Origin of the sequence: Leucobacter chironomi DSM 19883 (assembly GCF_000421845.1) — a bacterium.
Classification (GTDB): Bacteria; Actinomycetota; Actinomycetes; order Actinomycetales; family Microbacteriaceae; genus Leucobacter; species Leucobacter chironomi.
Genome location: NZ_ATXU01000015.1, coordinates 16,311 through 33,122 on the forward strand (window position 1 = coordinate 16,311; position 16,812 = coordinate 33,122).

The 16,812-nt window shown below is 69.4% G+C and carries 15 protein-coding genes, 1 other RNA gene and 1 pseudogene; 10 read left to right on the forward strand and 7 right to left on the reverse strand.

The genetic code is table 11. The features are described from left to right. The first annotated feature begins 15 nt into the window (after nt 1-15). The 4 genes from prfB (at nt 16) to smpB (ending at nt 3,987) form a co-directional block, all read left to right on the forward strand. On the forward strand, nt 16-1,128 hold the full coding sequence (gene prfB / locus H629_RS0113085; protein ID WP_024357688.1) for a peptide chain release factor 2: 1,113 nt from the start codon (nt 16-18) through the stop codon (nt 1,126-1,128). 61 nt (nt 1,129-1,189) lie between these two features. Continuing rightward, on the forward strand, nt 1,190-2,413 hold the full coding sequence (gene ftsE / locus H629_RS0113090; RefSeq protein WP_024357689.1) for a cell division ATP-binding protein FtsE: 1,224 nt from the start codon (nt 1,190-1,192) through the stop codon (nt 2,411-2,413). Beyond that, nucleotides 2,410-3,324, forward strand: coding sequence for a permease-like cell division protein FtsX (gene ftsX / locus H629_RS0113095; RefSeq protein ID WP_024357690.1), 915 nt, complete (start codon nt 2,410-2,412; stop codon nt 3,322-3,324). Before ftsE ends, ftsX begins: the two co-directional genes overlap by 4 nt. A 183-nt stretch (nt 3,325-3,507) precedes the next feature. Continuing rightward, nucleotides 3,508-3,987, forward strand: coding sequence for an SsrA-binding protein SmpB (gene smpB, locus H629_RS0113100; RefSeq protein WP_024357691.1), 480 nt, complete (start codon nt 3,508-3,510; stop codon nt 3,985-3,987). 111 nt (nt 3,988-4,098) lie between these two features. Here the strand turns inward: smpB and nylB are convergent, their stop codons facing one another. From nylB to H629_RS15755, 3 genes and pseudogenes are all read right to left on the reverse strand, one after another. Further along, entirely contained in the window at nt 4,099-5,304 is a 1,206-nt protein-coding gene (gene nylB / locus H629_RS0113105; RefSeq protein WP_024357692.1) for a 6-aminohexanoate-dimer hydrolase, read from the reverse strand. Further along, nucleotides 5,301-6,122: a cytosine permease gene (locus H629_RS15750; RefSeq protein WP_338034120.1), complete on the reverse strand. Its 822-nt coding sequence runs from the start codon at nt 6,120-6,122 to the stop codon at nt 5,301-5,303. The genes nylB and H629_RS15750 overlap by 4 nt, the downstream gene beginning before the upstream one ends. A gap of 77 nt (nt 6,123-6,199) precedes the next feature. Beyond that, nucleotides 6,200-6,844 (reverse strand): annotated as a pseudogene (locus H629_RS15755) (cytosine permease); the annotation flags it as partial. 46 nt (nt 6,845-6,890) lie between these two features. Here H629_RS15755 and H629_RS0113115 point away from each other — a divergent pair. Beyond that, on the forward strand, nt 6,891-7,604 hold the full coding sequence (locus H629_RS0113115) for a TetR/AcrR family transcriptional regulator (RefSeq protein WP_024357693.1): 714 nt from the start codon (nt 6,891-6,893) through the stop codon (nt 7,602-7,604). A 94-nt stretch (nt 7,605-7,698) separates the two neighbouring features. Next, nucleotides 7,699-8,071: a transfer-messenger RNA gene (gene ssrA / locus H629_RS14895) on the forward strand. 134 nt (nt 8,072-8,205) lie between these two features. Here ssrA and H629_RS0113120 read toward each other — a convergent pair. After that, on the reverse strand, nt 8,206-9,078 hold the full coding sequence (locus H629_RS0113120; protein ID WP_024357694.1) for a hypothetical protein: 873 nt from the start codon (nt 9,076-9,078) through the stop codon (nt 8,206-8,208). Nucleotides 9,079-9,281: 203 nt separating this feature from the next. On the opposite strand from H629_RS0113120, the gene H629_RS0113125 reads away from it, so the two are divergent. After that, nucleotides 9,282-10,022, forward strand: coding sequence for a VIT1/CCC1 transporter family protein (locus H629_RS0113125; RefSeq protein ID WP_205618716.1), 741 nt, complete (start codon nt 9,282-9,284; stop codon nt 10,020-10,022). A gap of 56 nt (nt 10,023-10,078) precedes the next feature. Continuing rightward, nucleotides 10,079-11,713: an MFS transporter gene (locus H629_RS0113130; RefSeq protein WP_076624044.1), complete on the forward strand. Its 1,635-nt coding sequence runs from the start codon at nt 10,079-10,081 to the stop codon at nt 11,711-11,713. Between the two features lie 9 nt (nt 11,714-11,722). Here H629_RS0113130 and chrA read toward each other — a convergent pair whose 3' ends face one another. Next, nucleotides 11,723-12,922 carry a chromate efflux transporter gene (gene chrA, locus H629_RS0113135; RefSeq protein ID WP_024357697.1) on the reverse strand — a complete coding sequence of 400 codons (1,200 nt, stop codon included), beginning with the start codon at nt 12,920-12,922 and terminating at the stop codon, nt 11,723-11,725. 382 nt (nt 12,923-13,304) lie between these two features. Here chrA and H629_RS0113140 point away from each other — a divergent pair, with 382 nt between their 5' ends. Next, complete coding sequence (locus tag H629_RS0113140; RefSeq protein ID WP_024357698.1) at nt 13,305-14,246, forward strand: GlxA family transcriptional regulator; 942 nt, start codon at nt 13,305-13,307, stop codon at nt 14,244-14,246. Nucleotides 14,247-14,411: 165 nt separating this feature from the next. Next, nucleotides 14,412-15,413 (forward strand): type I glyceraldehyde-3-phosphate dehydrogenase, encoded by a 1,002-nt coding sequence (gene gap, locus H629_RS0113145; RefSeq protein WP_024357699.1) that lies wholly within the window; start codon nt 14,412-14,414, stop codon nt 15,411-15,413. A 56-nt stretch (nt 15,414-15,469) separates the two neighbouring features. Here gap and H629_RS0113150 read toward each other — a convergent pair whose 3' ends face one another. Continuing rightward, complete coding sequence (locus H629_RS0113150; protein WP_024357700.1) at nt 15,470-15,874, reverse strand: DUF3054 domain-containing protein; 405 nt, start codon at nt 15,872-15,874, stop codon at nt 15,470-15,472. Continuing rightward, nucleotides 15,871-16,692 carry an inositol monophosphatase family protein gene (locus tag H629_RS0113155; protein WP_024357701.1) on the reverse strand — a complete coding sequence of 274 codons (822 nt, stop codon included), beginning with the start codon at nt 16,690-16,692 and terminating at the stop codon, nt 15,871-15,873. Before H629_RS0113155 ends, H629_RS0113150 begins: the two co-directional genes overlap by 4 nt. Between the last annotated feature and the right edge of the window lie 120 nt (nt 16,693-16,812).

Below are 16,812 nucleotides of genomic sequence, written 5' to 3' on the forward strand. Positions count from 1 at the left end.
GTAAGCTAGGGGATCATGCTCGATCTTGACTTCAGCGCCCGCATCCGCGCGCTCCGCGCCACCTACGCCGACATCGCCGCGGTCACCGACCTGCCGAGGCTCGAGCGGGAGATCGTCGAGCTCGAGGAGCAGGCCGCCGCCCCCGATCTCTGGGACGACCCCGCCGCTGCGCAGAAGGTCACGAGCGGGCTCTCGCACCGCCAGGCGCAGGTGCGCAAGCTGCGCGCCGTCGAGAGCCGGCTCGACGACCTCGAGGTGCTCATCGAGCTCGCGCAGGAGGCCGACGACGCCGATTCGGCGCAGGAGGCCGCAGACGAGCTCGTCGCGCTCGAGAAGCTGGTGCAAGACCTCGAGGTGCAGACGATGCTGTCGGGGGAGTACGACGAGCGCGCCGCCGTCGTGACGATCCGCTCCGGCGCGGGCGGCGACGACGCCACCGACTTCGCCGAGATCCTGCTGCGCATGTACCTGCGCTGGGCCGAGCAGCACGGCTACTCGACCAAGGTGCTCGACACCTCGTACGCCGAGGGCGCCGGCATCAAGTCGGCGACCTTCGAGATCGACGCCCCCTACGCCTTCGGCACGCTTTCCGTCGAGGCCGGCACCCACCGCCTCGCGCGCATCAGCCCCTTCGGCTCCGCCGACAAGCGGCAGACGAGCTTCGCCGGCGTCGAGGTGATTCCGCTGCTCGAAGAGGCGACCGCGGTCGACATCCCCGAGAACGACATCCGGGTCGACGTCTTCCGCTCCTCCGGCCCCGGCGGCCAGTCGGTGAACACCACCGACTCGGCGGTGCGCATCACCCACCTTCCCACGGGCATCGTGATCTCCATGCAGAACGAGAAGTCTCAGATCCAGAACCGTGCGGCCGCGATGCGCCTGCTGCAGACGCGCCTGCTGCTGCTGCAGAAGGAGCAGGAGGCCGCGAAGAAGAAGGAGCTCGCGGGCTCGGTCACGGCCAGCTGGGGCGATCAGATCCGCTCCTACTTCCTCTACGGTCAGCAGCTCGTGAAAGACCTGCGCACCGGGCACGAGTCGTCGCAGCCCGACGCCGTGTTCGATGGCGACCTCGACGGCTTCATCGCCGCGGGCATCCGCTGGCGCTCGCTCTCCAAGAACGACGCCTAGGGGACTTCGCGCCGCGCGCCTCGGCCCGGTTCCAGGTCATGTGGCGTAGGGTCGTCTCGTCATGATCCTCTTCGAGAACGTCACCAAGAAGTACCGGGGCACCGCGAAACCCGCGCTCGACGGCATCGACCTGCGGGTCGACCGCGGCGAGTTCGTCTTCATCGTGGGCGCCTCCGGTTCGGGCAAGTCGAGCTGCCTGCGCCTCATCCTGCGCGAGGATCAGCCGAGCTCCGGCAAGATCCACGTGCTGGGACAGGACCTCAGCAAGATCTCTTCGCGCAAGGTGCCGTACTTCCGCCGCAACCTCGGCACGGTGTTCCAGGACTTCCGTCTGCTCACCAACAAGACCGTCTACGACAACGTCGCCTTCTCGTTGCAGGTGATCGGCAAGTCGCGCGGCTTCATCCAGGAGGCGGTGCCCGACACGCTCGAGATGGTGGGGCTCGCCGGCAAGGCCAAGCGCTTCCCTCACGAGCTCTCCGGCGGTGAGCAGCAGCGCGTCGCGATCGCGCGCGCGATCGTGAACAAGCCCTCGATCCTGCTCGCCGACGAGCCCACCGGCAACCTCGATCCCGCGACCAGCCTTGGCATCATGCAGCTGCTGCGCGCCATCAACGCCTCGGGCACCACCGTCGTGATGGCGACCCACGAGGCCACCTTCGTCGACATCATGCAGCAGCGCGTGGTCGAGCTCTCCCAAGGCGTCGTGGTGCGCGACGAAGTGGGCGGCGGCTACGGCCAGACCGCTTCGATCCCCGTTGCCGACCTCTCGGAGGAGGGCGTGCAGGTGCTGCGCACCACCGAGGCGGTCGTGCGCGCCGCGCTGGCACCGGAGGACGGCGGAGACCCCGCCGCCGGCCCCGCGACGCCGGCCGGCCTCGCCGAGCCGGTGCGCCACCCGGCGCCGAGCGCCACCCCCGTCGCGCCCCCGATGCCTCCGGCCCCCGCCGAGCCCGCGCAGCCCGCCGCTCCGGCTCCCGCCGCCGAGGCCGCGCAGCCGGCCGCCGAAGCCGCCCGCCCGGTCGCACCCCGTCCGGTGGTGCCCCCGTCGCCGCCTCGCGAGGCGTCCGTCTTCGAGGAGCCGCAGCCCTTCGGCGAGCCCGACCCGGAGGTCGACGACGACACCGTGCGCGCCGACGGCCCGCAGGCGCGCCGGATCCCCGGATTCCTCGATCCCGGACGTCCGATGGATCCTGTGCAGATGTCCGAGACCGGCAGCCTCGCCGAACACCTCGGACTCAGCCGAAAAGACGACGACGAGACGGATGTGGGGCCGGCGCGATGAGAGCAGGACTCGTACTCGGCGAGGTCTGGAACGGCCTGCGCCGCAACATGTCGGTGGTCATCTCGGTGATCCTCGTGACCTTCGTTTCGCTCACCTTCGTGGGCGCCGCGATCCTCATGCAGCTGCAGATCCAGCAGATGAAGACCTTCTGGTACGACCGCGCGCAGGTCGCCATCTACCTGTGCACCGATTTCGACCAGAGCGCCACCTGCTCCGGGACCGACGCCGGCGAGGAGGAGATCTCCGCAGTCGAGAGCGCCCTGCAGTCGGACACGCTGCGGCCCTACGTCGACGACTACTTCTTCGTCGACCACGAGCAGGCCTACGCCGAGTTCACGAAGCAGTTCGAGGGCAACCCGATCCTCGACATCACGCGACCCGAGCAGCTCAACCAGACCTTCTGGGTGAAGCTTGAAGACCCGTCGCGCTCCGACATCGTCACCGAGACCTTCTCGGGGATCCCCGGCGTGCAGAGCGTGTCCGATCAGCGCAGCCTGCTCGACCGGATCTTCCTGTTCCTCGGTGTCGCGAGCTACACGGCCATCGCGATCGCGGGGCTCATGCTCGTCGCCGCGATGCTCCTCATCTCGACCACGATCCGCCTCTCCGCGTACTCTCGCAGACGGGAGATCGGGATCATGCGCCTCGTGGGCGCATCGAACCGCTTCATCCAGACCCCCTTCATATTGGAGGGCATCATCGCCGCGCTCGTCGGAGCGGTGCTGGCGGGGGCCGCCTCCGTGGGGATCGTGCGATTCTTCGTGCAGGGCTTCCTGGCGCGTGAGGTGCCGTTCACGAGCTACATCACGGTCGAGCAGTCGCTCATCGTGCCACCGGTGCTCGTGCTCGTGGGCGTGCTGCTCTCGGCCATCGCCGCGAAGATCGCGATCACCCGCTACCTGCGCGTGTAGCGGGCTCGCGGCCCGCATCGCCGTGCGGCGAGACTGAGCGTTTCAGCGAGACGGACTGTTCCAGCACCTCTGGAGCAGTCCGTCTCGCTGCATCAGTCGTGCTCGCCGAGGCTGCGGGTGCGCTAGGCTGGATCTTCGCGCTTGTGCGCGGATCCAGACCCCGGTGCGCAGAGAGGATGTGACATGAGCCCCAAGGAGACCGGCGAGAAGCTGATCGCCTCGAACAAGAAGGCGCGGCATGAGTACCACATCTTCGACACCTACGAGGCCGGCATGGTGCTCACCGGCAGCGAGGTGAAGTCGCTGCGCATGGGCCGCGCCTCGCTCGTCGACGGCTACGTCTTCATCGAGCGGGGAGAGGCCTGGCTCGACGCCGCCTACATTCCCGAGTACCTCAACGGCTCGTGGACCAACCACGCCCCGCGCCGCAAGCGCAAGCTGCTGCTGCACCGACAGCAGATCGACAAGCTCTACCAGAAGACCCGCGAGGGCGGCATGACGATCGTGCCGCTGCGGCTCTACTTCCTCGACGGTCGCGCGAAGGTCGAGATCGCCCTCGCGAAGGGCAAGAAAGAGTACGACAAGCGGCAGACCCTGCGCGAACAGCAGGACAAACGCGAGGCAGAGCGCGCCATGCGCGCCCGCAACCGTCTGGGGGAGTAGCCCGCCAACGACTGCGCCCATCCCCGGTGAGCCCGTCCACTCGACAGCGTGTCGGAGCGGCGCTCACCCGGGTGGGGCGCAGTCGCGATTCTGGGCGGATCCGCCCTGCCGTCAGGCCACCGCGTCGAGGGCGCGGCTCACGTCGAGCAGCACGCCGCTCTGCAGGCCGTGCCAGTGCTCCGTGTCGGGATCCGGCCACGTCGAGAGCTTCACGATCACCGAGTCGGTCTGCGGCTCCAGCCACAGGTTCTGGCCGTGGATCCCGATCCCGCTCACGTTGCCGCGCTCGTTGCCGGTGCACCACCACTGGCGCGTGTAGCTGCCCTCGGGGAAGGCGCCCGTGAAGCCCTCGTAGGTCATGGCCTCGCGCGATCCGCCGGCCATCACACTGCGCACCCACGCCTCCGAGACCACGCGGCCGCCGGGAGCGACGCCCCCGTCGAGCATCATGCGGCCCACGCGGGCGAGGTCGCGCGCCGTGGACGAGACGCCGCCGTTCGCGAACCCGAAGCCCGCCGAATCGACCGTGATCGTAGCGTCGCGATCCGCGTCGAGCTTCGACCACAGGTACGTCGAGAGCGCTTCGGCGTACGGCAGCCCCGTGACGCGCTCGATCACCCAGGCGAGCACGTCGGTGTTCGCCGAGCAGTACTGGAACTCGCCCGTGGCGCCGTTGCCGCGCAGCGTGGTGAGGAACTCGTAGGTGTCGGCGGGGTCCCCCGCGCGGCGCGAGCGCCAGCCGGCCGAGCGGTCGTGCGTCTGCACCTCGGAAGCGGGATCGACGTAGTCCTCGCTGTAGTCGATCGCGATCTCCATGTCGAGCACCTGCTGCACCGTCACCCGCGGGGCGTTCGGATCGCCCTGCGGGCCGTCGTAGACGGAACCGGCGAGCTCGGGCACATACGTCGTGACCGGCTGTGCCGGATCGATCCGCCCCTCGTCCACCAGCGCCCCCACGACCGTGCCGCACAGCGACTTCGAGACGCTCATCAGGAGGTGCCGATCGTCGGCCGCGAAGCCCGGTGCGTAGTACTCGGCCAGCACTTCGGCGCCGCGCAGCACGAGGAACGCGTTGGTGTAGGTCTGCTCGAGTCGCGCCTGCAGATCGGGCATCTGCGGGGTGAGCGCGTCGAGGCGCACGAGCGCTGCGAGGGGCACCGCGGGCGGGCGGCGGGAGATCGTCGCCGACGGGAGCAGCTCGCCGAGGTGGGCGAACGCCCAGCGGTTCTGCGGCGCCTCCTGCCAGCTGTCGAGGTGGGGCTGCCCGGGCTCCGCTCCGGGGAAGCGGGGCGGGTGGGCGCCGGTGAGGCCGGTCACGCCGCGACCTGCTCGGTCTGTTCGGCCTCGTGCTGGGCGAGCTGCTCGGTGATGCGGCGACGGCCCAGGACCGTGTAGAGCACCGCGGTGACGATCATGCCGGCGGGCACCGACAGGTCGATGTAGCCGATCGCCTCCGCGAGCGGGCCGGTCCAGATGTCGGTGGACAGGAAGAGCGCGGTCGCCGCGCCGCCCGCGATCACCGACACCAGGCCGCCGATGCTGAAGCCGCCGGTGTACCAGAACGCGCCGGTGCGCGTCTCGTCGAACAGGTCGAAGCCGCTGTATCGGTTGCGCCGCATGATGATGTCGGTGACGTAGGCGGTCATGGTCGGCGCCGAGATGATGAGCAGGAACTGCAGCATGAGGTTCACCGCGTCGATGAGGCTCGTCGACAGCGCGAGCACGACGGTGAAGATGGTGCCGAGGATGCCCACCAGCACGGCCGAGGGGATGCGCTTGATCGGGATGCCGATCGACTGGAAGACCATGCTCGAGGTGTAGGTGGTCATGCCGTTGAGGGCGATCGTGTTGACGATGACGCCGAGCACGAAGATCGGGCCGAACCAGGCGGGCACCATGTCGAGCAGCGGGTATTCGATGCCGAAGGCGAGATCCTCGGGGCTGACGGCGCCGCCGAGCAGCGCGCCGAACGAGGTGAAGACGATGCAGGGGGTCGCGCCGCCGAGCGCCGTCGCGGCGATGATGTGGGAGGGCTTGGTCTCGCGCGGCAGGTAGCGGGCGAGATCGGCGCTGTTCGAGTAGGAGAGGGGGGGGTGGAGGCGAGGATCGCGAAGCCGATCGCCATCGACGACCAAAGACCCACGCCCTCGAGCGGCTCGGGCTGCGTGAAGCCCCAGTCGATGTGCGGCAGGATGTAGCCGACGACCACCACGAAGATGACGAGCAGCACCGCGGTGATCGCGGTGTAGGCGCGCAGGATCAGCGCGTGGCCGTAGACCGCGACCAGTACGGTGATCGCCGACACTACGAGGCTCACGAGCACGATGTTGAGCGTCTCGTTCTCCATGCCCATGCGGCGCAGCAGCTCGGCGCCCATGAACGTCGAGGCGACCCAGTTGAGGGCGAGGAAGACGCCGGAGATGAACCAGCCGTAGAAGGCGATGACGAACTTGTTGCCGATCACGCCGTAGATCGCGCGGGTGATGACGGAGCCGGAGGTGCCCGCCGAGGGGCCGCTGATGGCGACGATGCCGGGGAACACCCAGAGCAGCGAGGAGGCGATGATCACGAGGATGGCCTGCCAGATCTCGAGCCCGAGCACCACGGTGAGCGTGGCGCCCATGGTGAAGTTCAGCACGCTGACGTTCGGCGCGGCCCAGACCGCGAAGAGATCGCGGGCGCGCCCGTGGCGCTCGGACGGCGCGACGAGCTCGATGCCGCGGGTCTCCGGGTGGGTGGCGACGTCGGTGAACTCGTGGGGGGCGACGGCGGGGTCGTTGGACACGGGTGAGGATCCTCTCGGCGGAGTCCCGAGCATCATTGCTGGTGGCATGTGAGCAGCGCTGCTATTGGTCATGGGGCCAATGGACTCTGTTGGTCACCTATCCAATAGGATGATGCTCATGGTGTCAAGCGGAGAGCCGACGGCGGCGCGGCCAGAGGGATCCGGCGCGGTCCCCGAGCCCTCGCGGGGTCCATCGCGGGTACGGAAGCAGCCCGAGGAGCGGCGCGCCGAGATCCTCGCCGAGGCATCGCGCATCGCCCTGGAAGAGGGGCTCGAACGCATCACGCTGCGCGCCGTCGCCGACCGCCTCAGTGTGCGGCCCGGCCTCATCAGCCACTACTTCCCGGCTGCCGAGGATCTCGTCGTGGCGGCGTTCGTGCTCGCCATCGCGGGGGAGCGGGATCGCCTGTTCTTGTCGGACGGGGACCCCCTCGATCGGCTGGTGGTCTTCGTGCAGCGCATGCAGTTCGAAGAGGAGGGCTTCTCGCGGCTCTGGCTGAACGCCCGGCACCTCGCCAGATTCACGCCGGCGCTCGCCGACGCCATCGGGGAGCAGGAGGGCCTCGACCGCGGCCGGCTGGCCGAGGTCATCGATGCGGGGTGCGCCGATGGTGTCTTCACCGTCGAGGATCCCTTCGAGGCCTGCGTGCGCATCTTCATGGCAGTCGACGGCTTCGGCTCCTACGCCAACGATCCGGCCCCCTTCGAGCACGCCGCGTACGTGCACTTCGTGGCCGACGTGTGCGAGTGGGCGCTCGGCCTCGAGCCGGGGATGCTGCGCGAGCGTGTCGCCCGCGGCTATGCAGAGCGACCCGACGGTGATATCCTGTAGGGCCGGGATCACCCCGGATTGACAATTCAACAGCGCGTGATGCGAATGTCCCGAAGCTGCACCCCAGGGTGCTCGCGCCGCCTGCGGCGCACACGGGGCCGATCGGTTTCGACACGTCGATTTTGAGACTGTGAGAAGCGGGCCGAGGACGCGGAGTTATCTCGTAAACGCCCTTCGCAAACCATAGGTGCCAACGCTAAGCGCACCGACTTCGCTCTCGCTGCCTAAGCACGAGACCGAGTCCGTCAGGTCGGGTGGGCCTCCGCCCCGGTTTCCTGGCGTCATCTAGGGGGCTTGCTGGTGCGTCGTGTCTCAGGGCGCATCGGGACTTTCACTGAGACTGGGCCTGTCGTTCTAGGTGTTCGTGACAAAGAACGGGGCCGAGTAGAACGTTTGCACGAACTACGCTCGTAGAAGGCACGGAATCGTCGAAGTGGACCGGGGTTCGATTCCCCGCGGCTCCACCAGAGCATTCGCATCACGCGCTGTCAGAGTTCGTCTGGGAGGCCACCTATCTGGGTGGCCTCTTTTCGTTGCTCAGCTTGACCGGCTAAGCGGCTTCCGGAGTCTCGGCGAAGTCTCCTCCGCAAAAAACCGGTGGCTACGGTGATTCCGTCCACGCGCAGCTCATCACGTCGTCCTGTTTGACGCCGAGGAGCACCCAGCCGGGGAACGGCTCGCCGTACACGGGCCACGGCTCGAGCCCGAACACCTGCGCGGGCCCGTCGGTCGCGCCGCCGTCGACCGAGACGTCCGGAGCGGGGCGGAGGACGCCGTCGTACGATACCGTCTCGTAGTCCGCAGCCGTCGGGCAGAGCCCCCCGAAACCCGACACCGGGTCAGTCTGCACCGGCCACCACTCGCCGATGCTGCCGGCCTCGACCGCGTGGACGATGCGGGTGCGCTCGTCGCTGCCGATATCAGCGCAGGCGAGAGCCTCCTCGCCGATGTTGCGGCGGGACTCGTGGATCTGCACTCCGCCTGACTCCACTGCGGTGACCGAGTGCGTGGCGGTGCCGCAGCGAGACATTCTCGCAACGGGGAGCGTGAGCTGCACCGGGCCGTCATCTCCCGCGATCCAGAGATACCACTGCTCATCGATCGCGTTCCCGTCGAGGCGGGTGATCTGCACGGCCGCATCCATGCGATCGTCTCCTGTGAGCTCGGCCGAGACGATCTCACCGAGCTCGTATCTCACCATTCCGTCATCGAAGGCGCCGTCGACGAGATCGAACTGCACCGTTTCCGGTGTGTTTCCGCCCGGCCGAAACGTCCAGGTGAGATTGCCGAAGTCGGTCTCCTCGAGCCCCATCGGCTCAGACTGCTCCGGCTCCTGCTCTTGTTCCTGAGCGGAGTCGGTCTGCCGAGGCGCCGTCTCGGTCGCCGCGCAGCCCGCGAGGAGGGCGGCGCAGACCGCTCCCGCGCACAGGAGCAGCGCGGTGCGCAGGTCTGCGAAGTCAGGGGCGGGCGACATGCCATACACGGTAGAACGTCCCGAAGCCCGCACCTCGAAGTTGTGACCAAATCGAGAACTGACACCGGGCCCGCTCCGGCGCCCCTCACCGGTGCTGGCCGGACGAATACCTCGTGAGCGGCTGCGGGCGGGCGACGACCCAATCGTCTGAGGGCAGGCTCGCCTCCGTTGCGGGCCGCTGCGGCAGGGGGCAGGATATGAGCATGAGCGAACCCGTGCCCACCGCCCCCGCGTCGCAGTCCCACCCCGGCGAAGCCCACGGGCAGAACATCGGACAGCGCCTCAACTGGCTGCGGGCCGGAGTGCTCGGCGCGAACGACGGCATCGTGTCGACGGCGGGCGTGGTCATCGGCGTGGCCGGGGCCACGCCGAACAACGTGCTCGCGATCGCCACCGCGGGCATCGCGGCCCTCGTCGCGGGCGCCTTCTCGATGGCGGGCGGCGAGTACGTCTCGGTGAGCACGCAGCGCGATACCGAGCGCGCACTGATCGCGAAGGAGCGGCGCGAGCTCGCCGAGATGCCTGCGGAGGAGCTGGAGGAGCTCGCCGGGCTTTACCGCGAACGCGGGCTATCGCCCGATCTTGCGCACCAGGTTGCGGAGGAACTCACCGCGAAGGACGCGCTCGCCGCCCATGCCGAGGTCGAACTCGGCATCGACCCCGACGAGTACACGAGCCCGTGGGCAGCCGCGGTCTCGTCGTTCATCTCGTTCACTGTGGGGGCGCTGGTCCCGCTCATCATGATCCTGCTGCCCTTCGGCGAGCATCGAGTGTGGATTGCGGCCGTGGCGGTCGTGCTCGGCTTGCTGCTCACGGGGTGGATCAGCGCCGTGCTCGGCGGGGCGCCGCGAGGCCGCGCGATCCTGCGCAACGTGGTCATGGGGTCGGCTACCATGGCGGCCACCTACGCGATCGGCATGCTCTTCGGCGTCGCCGTGAGCTGAGCCGGGCACTGAGCCAGGGGCGCCGGCCGATCCGCCGGATGGGCTTCGCGCCGACGATGCGGAATACTGGTGCCGCGACGGTCGTGCGACCGGGCGCGAGACGGAGGAGCCCCGTGGAAGCCGCGACCGAGACATCCGATACGACCGGGGTCGATGCGCCCCCGCGGGCCCGGGGCACGCTCGTCGCGCTCCTCTTCGCCGCCACCGTCTGCAACATCAACACCGTCGTCGCCGGCATCGCCGTCCCCGATATCGGCCGGCAGTTCGGCGCGTCGCAGACCGCGCTCAATCTCGTCGCGCTCGCGACCGGCCTCGGGCTGTCGGTCTCGGTGCTCTATCTCGGTGCGGTGGCGGATCGCTACGGCCGCAAGCAGATGCTGCTCATCGGGATCGCGAGCACGCTCGCGGCCAGCACGCTTTCCAGCCTGTCGGCGTCGGTCGAGATGCTGATCGTCGCGCAGGTGCTGGTGGGGCTCGCCGGCGGCATGGCATTCCCCACCACGCTCTCGCTCATCACCGCGCTCTGGGTGAAGGGCTCCGGCCGCACGGGCGTCATCGCGATCTGGTCGAGCGTTTCGAGCATGGCCACCATTGCCGGCGCGATCCTCGCGGGCCTCGTGCTGGTGCTCACCAGCTGGCACTGGGTGTTCATGCTCAGCACCCCGATCGCCGCCGTCGCGTTCGTGCTCGTGCTCCGCTTCGTGCCCTCGCACGTCGCCGAGTCGAACACCCCCGTCGACCACGTGGGCGGGGTGCTCTCCGCATCTGCACTCGGCGCCCTGGTGCTCGGCGTCAGCATCGTGTTCGCGCCCGGCGGCGCACTCCTCGGCGGGGTGCTGCTCGCACTCGCCGCGGTGCTGCTCCTGCTGTTCGGCTGGCGGCAAGCGCGCGCCAGATTCCCGCTGTTCGATCTGAGCGTCGCCCGGCAGCGGCTCTTCTGGCTGCCCGCAGTCGGCGGCCTCATCGCGGTGGGTTCGCTGGGCGGGGCGATGTTCGTCGGCGAGCAGTTCATGCAGAGCGTGATGGGGTACAGCCCGCTGCAGACGGGGCTCGCCGTCATTCCCGCGGCGGTGAGCCTGATGCTCGCGGCGCCCCTGTCGGCTCGCGCCGTCGGGCGGCTCGGCACCCGCGACACGATGCTCATCGGCTACGCGTTCCTGCTGGTCGCGATGCTCAGCATGCTGTTCTGGCGCGAGGAGTCGGCCTACCCGCTGGTGGGATTCGGCTTCTTCATGATCGGGATCGGCGTGACCTTCGTCATGACGGCCTCCCGCCGCGCGCTCACGAGCAGCACTCCCGTGCGCCGCGCCGGCATGGCGTCGGCCACCTCCGACCTGCAGAACGACCTCGGAGGCGCGGTGATGCAGGCGCTCCTCGGCGCGGTGCTCGCGAGCGGATTCGCCGCGGTCATCGCGGGGAAGATCGCCGCCTCCCCGGATGCGGCCTCGCTGAGCGACGAGGTCACCCGAGCCCTGCAGTCGTCGTTCGCCTCGGCCGAGCAGGTCGCGCAGCAGTACCCGCACTACACGCAGGAGATCCTCGACGGCGCTCGCGCGAGTCTGCTCGACGGCTCGCTGCTCGCGTTCTTCATCGGCGCGGCCGTCACCCTGATCGGCGCCGCCGCGATCCGCTTCGGCCTGCCGAACCGGGAAGCCGAACGGCGTCTCGCCGAGGAGCGCACGGAAGAGTAGCCGACGAGGTCACGGGATTCCGAGCAGACCGGCGAGCAGACCCGCTGCGGCGGCCGCAAGCACGACGCTCCACGCCGGAAGCCGCGCAAGCGCCAGGAGGAGCAAACCCCCGGCCGCGATCACGAGCGAGGCGGGTCCCGTCACACCCGAGACGATAACCGGATCCCACAGCGCCGCCGCGAGGATCCCCACCACGGCGGCGTTCGCTCCGGCCATCGCGGCGCGCGCAAGCGGCCTGGCGCGAAGCCCGTTCCAGAACGGCAGAGCCGCCAGCAGCAACAGGATACCCGGCACAAACACCGCGACCAGGGCGAGCAACGCCGCCGGCGGAGCCGACCACCCGGAACCCATCTCGAACCCCAGGTACGCCGCGAACGTGAAGAGCGGCCCGGGCACCGCCTGCGCGGCCCCGTACCCCGCGATGAACTGCTCGGGCGGTACCGCTGCCGCGATGGCCGGCTCGGCCTGCAGCAGCGGCAGCACCACGTGACCGCCGCCGAACACCGCCGCGCCGGCCCGGGTGAACGCGTCGGCGATCTCGGTCCAGAGCGAGGGGGCAAGACGGTCGAGGATCGGCAGTCCGACGATGAGCCCCGCGAACACCGCGAACGCGACGACGCCGACCCGGCGCGAGAGGCGCAGTGTCAGCGGCGGCGGATCGACCGGGAGCGACCGGCGACACCAGAGGGAACCCGCGACGAGGCCCGCGGCGATCGCCCCGAACTGGCCGATCTGGGTCGGCAGCAGCAGCGCCAGGGCCGCGCCGGCGACGCCGATGGCGATGCGGGGAAGATCCGGGGTGAGTGTGCGGGCCATACCCCACACGGCGTGAGCGACCACGGATACCGCCACCGCCTTGAGCCCGAGGAGCAGCCCCGCCCACAGCGGTCCCTCGAGCGAGAGCGCGCCGACGGCGAACAGCACGAGCAGCATCGCCGACGGCAGCGTGAAGGCCGTCCAAGCGGCGAGCGCGCCGAGCGCGCCGCCGCGCATCAGGCCGAGCGCGAAGCCGACCTGGCTCGACGCCGGGCCCGGCAGGAACTGGCAGAGCGCCACGAGTTCGCCGTACTGCCGATCGCTCAGCCACGCCCGTCGCAGTACGAACTCCTCGCGGAAGTAGCCGAGGTGAGCGACGGGGCCGCCGAAGGAGGTGAACCCCAGTTTCAGGAACGCCCGGAACACCTCGGCGGAAGAGTGCTGACGGCTCATTCGGGAGGGGCCTTCGCTCGGGTCGGGATGGTTTTAGTTTAGGGGTGCTTTGCCTGCTCTTGGGCACTTGCTCTTTCTTGTTTCTCCCCTCTCATTCTCGTTTCTCCCTACCTTTCCTACCTTTCCTTCCAAGCCGGGCGAGAGGTGGATTTCGCATGTGGATGTTGATGTGGAGCTGCGAAATCCGCCTCTCGGCTGGTGGTTGCTGGAGGAATGAAGGGGAGGAAGGGAAGAAGGAGGAGCAAGGGGAGCGGGGAGCGGGAGTGGAGAGGGGAGCGGGAGAGGTGCGGGAGAGGAGAGAGGAGAGAGGAGAGAGGAGAGAGGAGAGAGGAGAGACCCCACAAGATGAGGGCAGCCCGTCTCACGGGTAGGCTGAGTGGTCATGAAGCGGGTGGCGGTCGTCGTGCTGGAGGGGGCGAAACCCCTCGACGTCGGCATTCCCGCCCAGGTGTTCACCACCCGCGCCAGCATGCCCTACTCGGTCGACGTGTGCGGCGTGCAGCCGGGGCTGATCGCGGGCGGGGATGGGCTCTCGTACCACGTGGAGCACGGGATCGAGGCGCTCGAGACCGCGGATCTCGTGTTCGTTCCGGGCTACCGGCACCCCGACCGCGACGCTCCGCCGCCGGCGCTCATCGACGCGCTGCGCGCCGCCCACGAGCGGGGGGCGCGACTCGCCGCGATCTCCACGGGGGCGTTCGCGCTCGCCGCGACGGGTCTGCTCGACGGCCGGCGCGCCACGACCCACTGGCACTATTCGCGCATCCTCGCTGAGCGCTTCCCTGAGGTGCGCGTCGACGAGCGCGTGCTGTTCGTCGACGAGGGCTCGGTGCTGACCTCTGCGGGCGCGGCGTCCGGGATCGACCTCTGCCTGCACATCCTGCGCAAGGAGGCGGGCATGGCGGTTGCAAACCACGCCGCCAGGCGGCTCGTCGCGGCCCCCTATCGCAGCGGCGGCCAGGCCCAGTACGTGCCGCACAGCGTGCCGGAGACCCACGGTGAGCGTTTCACGGAGACTCGGGCGTGGGCGCTGCGGCGTCTCGGCGAACCGCTCGACATCCCGCGCCTGGCGGCCCATGCCCGGGTGTCTGAGCGCACGCTCTCGCGCCGCTTCCGCGACGAGACGGGCTACACGCCGATGCAGTGGATCATGCGCGCCCGCATCGATCGTGCGCGCGAGCTGCTCGAGGAGACCGAGCTCCCGGTGGAGGAGATCGCGGCGGCGGTGGGGCTCGGCACGGCGACCAATCTGCGGCGGCACTTCCGCGCGGTGCTCGGAACGACGCCGAGCGACTATCGGCGCACCTTCTTCCGCGACTCGTGAGCAGGGGCGCGCTCGAGAACCGGGGCCGTCGGGTGGCGGATAGCGGAAGCAGTTTGGCGGGATCCGTTCGAAGCCTGGCATTAGGGCCACTGGACGTGGTGCGGAAATCGCGTCACCCTGGATACGAGGCATTTCGCGATCAACGCTGAAGGAGAAAGTGCAACCATGACCGCACGTGTGGCTATCAACGGATTCGGACGTATCGGACGAGGAGTGCTGCGCGCAATCCTGAAGAATCAGAGCGATATCGAAGTCGTCGCGGTCAATGATCTGACCGACGGCGAGATGCTCGCGCACCTGCTGGAGTGGGACAGCGTCTACGGTCGCCTGAAGCGGCACATCGCCTTCGAGGACGGCGAACTGATCGTCGACGACCGCCGCATCAAGGTGTTCGCCGAGTCCGACCCCGCGAAGCTGCCCTGGGGCGAGCTGGGCGTCGACGTGGTGCTCGAGTCGACCGGCCGCTTCACCAAGGCGGAGGACGCGCGCAAGCACCTCGAAGCCGGGGCCGGTCGCGTGCTCGTGAGCGCCCCCGCGACCGGCGCCGACCTCACCGTCGTCGTCGGCGTGAACGACCACCTCTACGACCCGGAGCAGCACCGCATCGTGTCGAACGCGTCCTGCACCACCAACGCCTTCGCCCCGCTCGCGCAGGTGCTCGACGACCTCGCCGGTATCACCCAGGGCTTCATGACGACCGTGCACGCCTACACGCAGGACCAGAACCTCATCGACGGCCCGCACAAGGACCGCCGGCGCGCCCGCGCCGCCGCCCTCAACATCGTGCCCACCTCGACCGGCGCGGCCAAGGCCATCGGCCTCGTCCTGCCGCAGCTCGACGGCAAGCTGTCGGGCACGTCGATGCGCGTGCCCGTGCCCGTCGGGTCGATCGTCGAGCTCAACGCCGCCGTCTCGCGCGAGGTGACGCGCGAGGAGGTGCTCGAGGCCTACCGGGCCGCGGCCGCCGAGGGTGCGCTCGAGCACGTCTTCGAGTACTCGGACGAGCCGCTCGTCTCGTCGGACATCGTGGGCAACTCGCACTCCTCGATCTTCGACTCCGAGCTCACCGAGGTGCAGGGCAAGCACGTCAAGGTCACCAGCTGGTACGACAACGAGTGGGGCTTCTCGAACCGTGCCGCCGAGATGCTCGCCAAGATGGCGGGCTGACCCGGCTCTCCCCTTAGAACGACGAACCCCGGCGCGCGCGCCGGGGTTCGTGCGGTTCAGGGACGCCGAGGCGGGTGCTGCCGGTGCCGGGCGCGCAGCACGAGCGCGGCGATCCCGCGCCATCCGAGCAGGAAGACGCCGAGAGTCACCGCGGCGACCAGGATGAATGCGGGAGCAGTGCCCTGCCCCGAGAGCAGTCGCATGCCCATGCCGAGCACCACGGTGCCGATCCACACCGGTACCCCGGAGCGGAGCAATCGCACCGGCTGCCGCCACACCATGCCCCAGCCCCACACGAGCAGCAGCCCGACGAGGAAGGGCCAGGCCGTCTCGATGAGGCCGAGCAGCGCCCCGCCGCGCGAGTGGCTGGCGCGGCCGAGCCCCGCGAACAGCAGCACGAGGGCCGCATCGGCCGCGAGGGCGAGCCCTGCGAGCCACGGTGCGGGGGAGCGGCCCGTCACCGCGCGGCTCCTTCGGCCGCGCGGGCGCTCTCGATGGTGGCGATGACCGCGTCGTGCAGGGCGCCGTTCGTGGCGAGCGAGCTGCCGTTCCACGCGCTCGCCGATCCCTCGATGTCGGTGAAGCGGCCTCCCGCCTCGCGCACGATCGGCACGAGCGCGGCGAGGTCGTAGGGCTTGACGTCGAATTCCGCGACGACGTCGAGCAGCCCCTCGGCGAGCAGCATGTACGACCACATGTCGCCGTAGGCGCGATCCCGCCAGACGGCGCGGCTGAGCTCGATGAGCGGCCGCAGGTAGCCGGCGAGATCCCACTGCTCGATGCTCTGGAAACTGAGGGAGGCGTGCTCGAGCTCGCCGATACCGGAGACCCGCAGTCGGCGCGGATCCTGCCCGGCCTGCCGCCCCCAGGCGCCGCTCCCGGTCTCGGCCCACCAGCGCGCCCCGAAGGCTGGCGCGGAGACCACGCCCACGGTGGGCTCGCCGTCGACCTCGAGCGCGATGAGCGTCGCCCAGTTCGGCACGCCGCGCAGGAAGTTCGCGGTGCCGTCGATCGGGTCGATGATCCAGCGCCGGGAGCCCTTCTCGGAACGGCCCGACTCCTCGCCGAAGAAGCTGTCGCCGGGCAGCTCGGTCTCGATCCGCTCGCGCAGCGCGCGCTCCACGGCCTTGTCGGCGTCGGTGACGAAGGAGCGGTCCGGCTTCGTCTCGATCGTGAGATCCGCCGACTGGAAGCGAGGCAGGGAGACCGAGTCGGCGAGGTCGGCGAGCGCGAGGGCGAACGCGAGATCGGGCGAGGGGGTGGGGAGTGAATCGGGCATCGGGCGCCTTCCGTGAACGGGCGGTGAACCGGGTTCGGATACGAGAAAAGCCCCACCCGGAGGTGGAGCTTTTCTCAGTGCGTGCGCCCTCACGGGCTCGAACCGTGGACCCGCTGATTA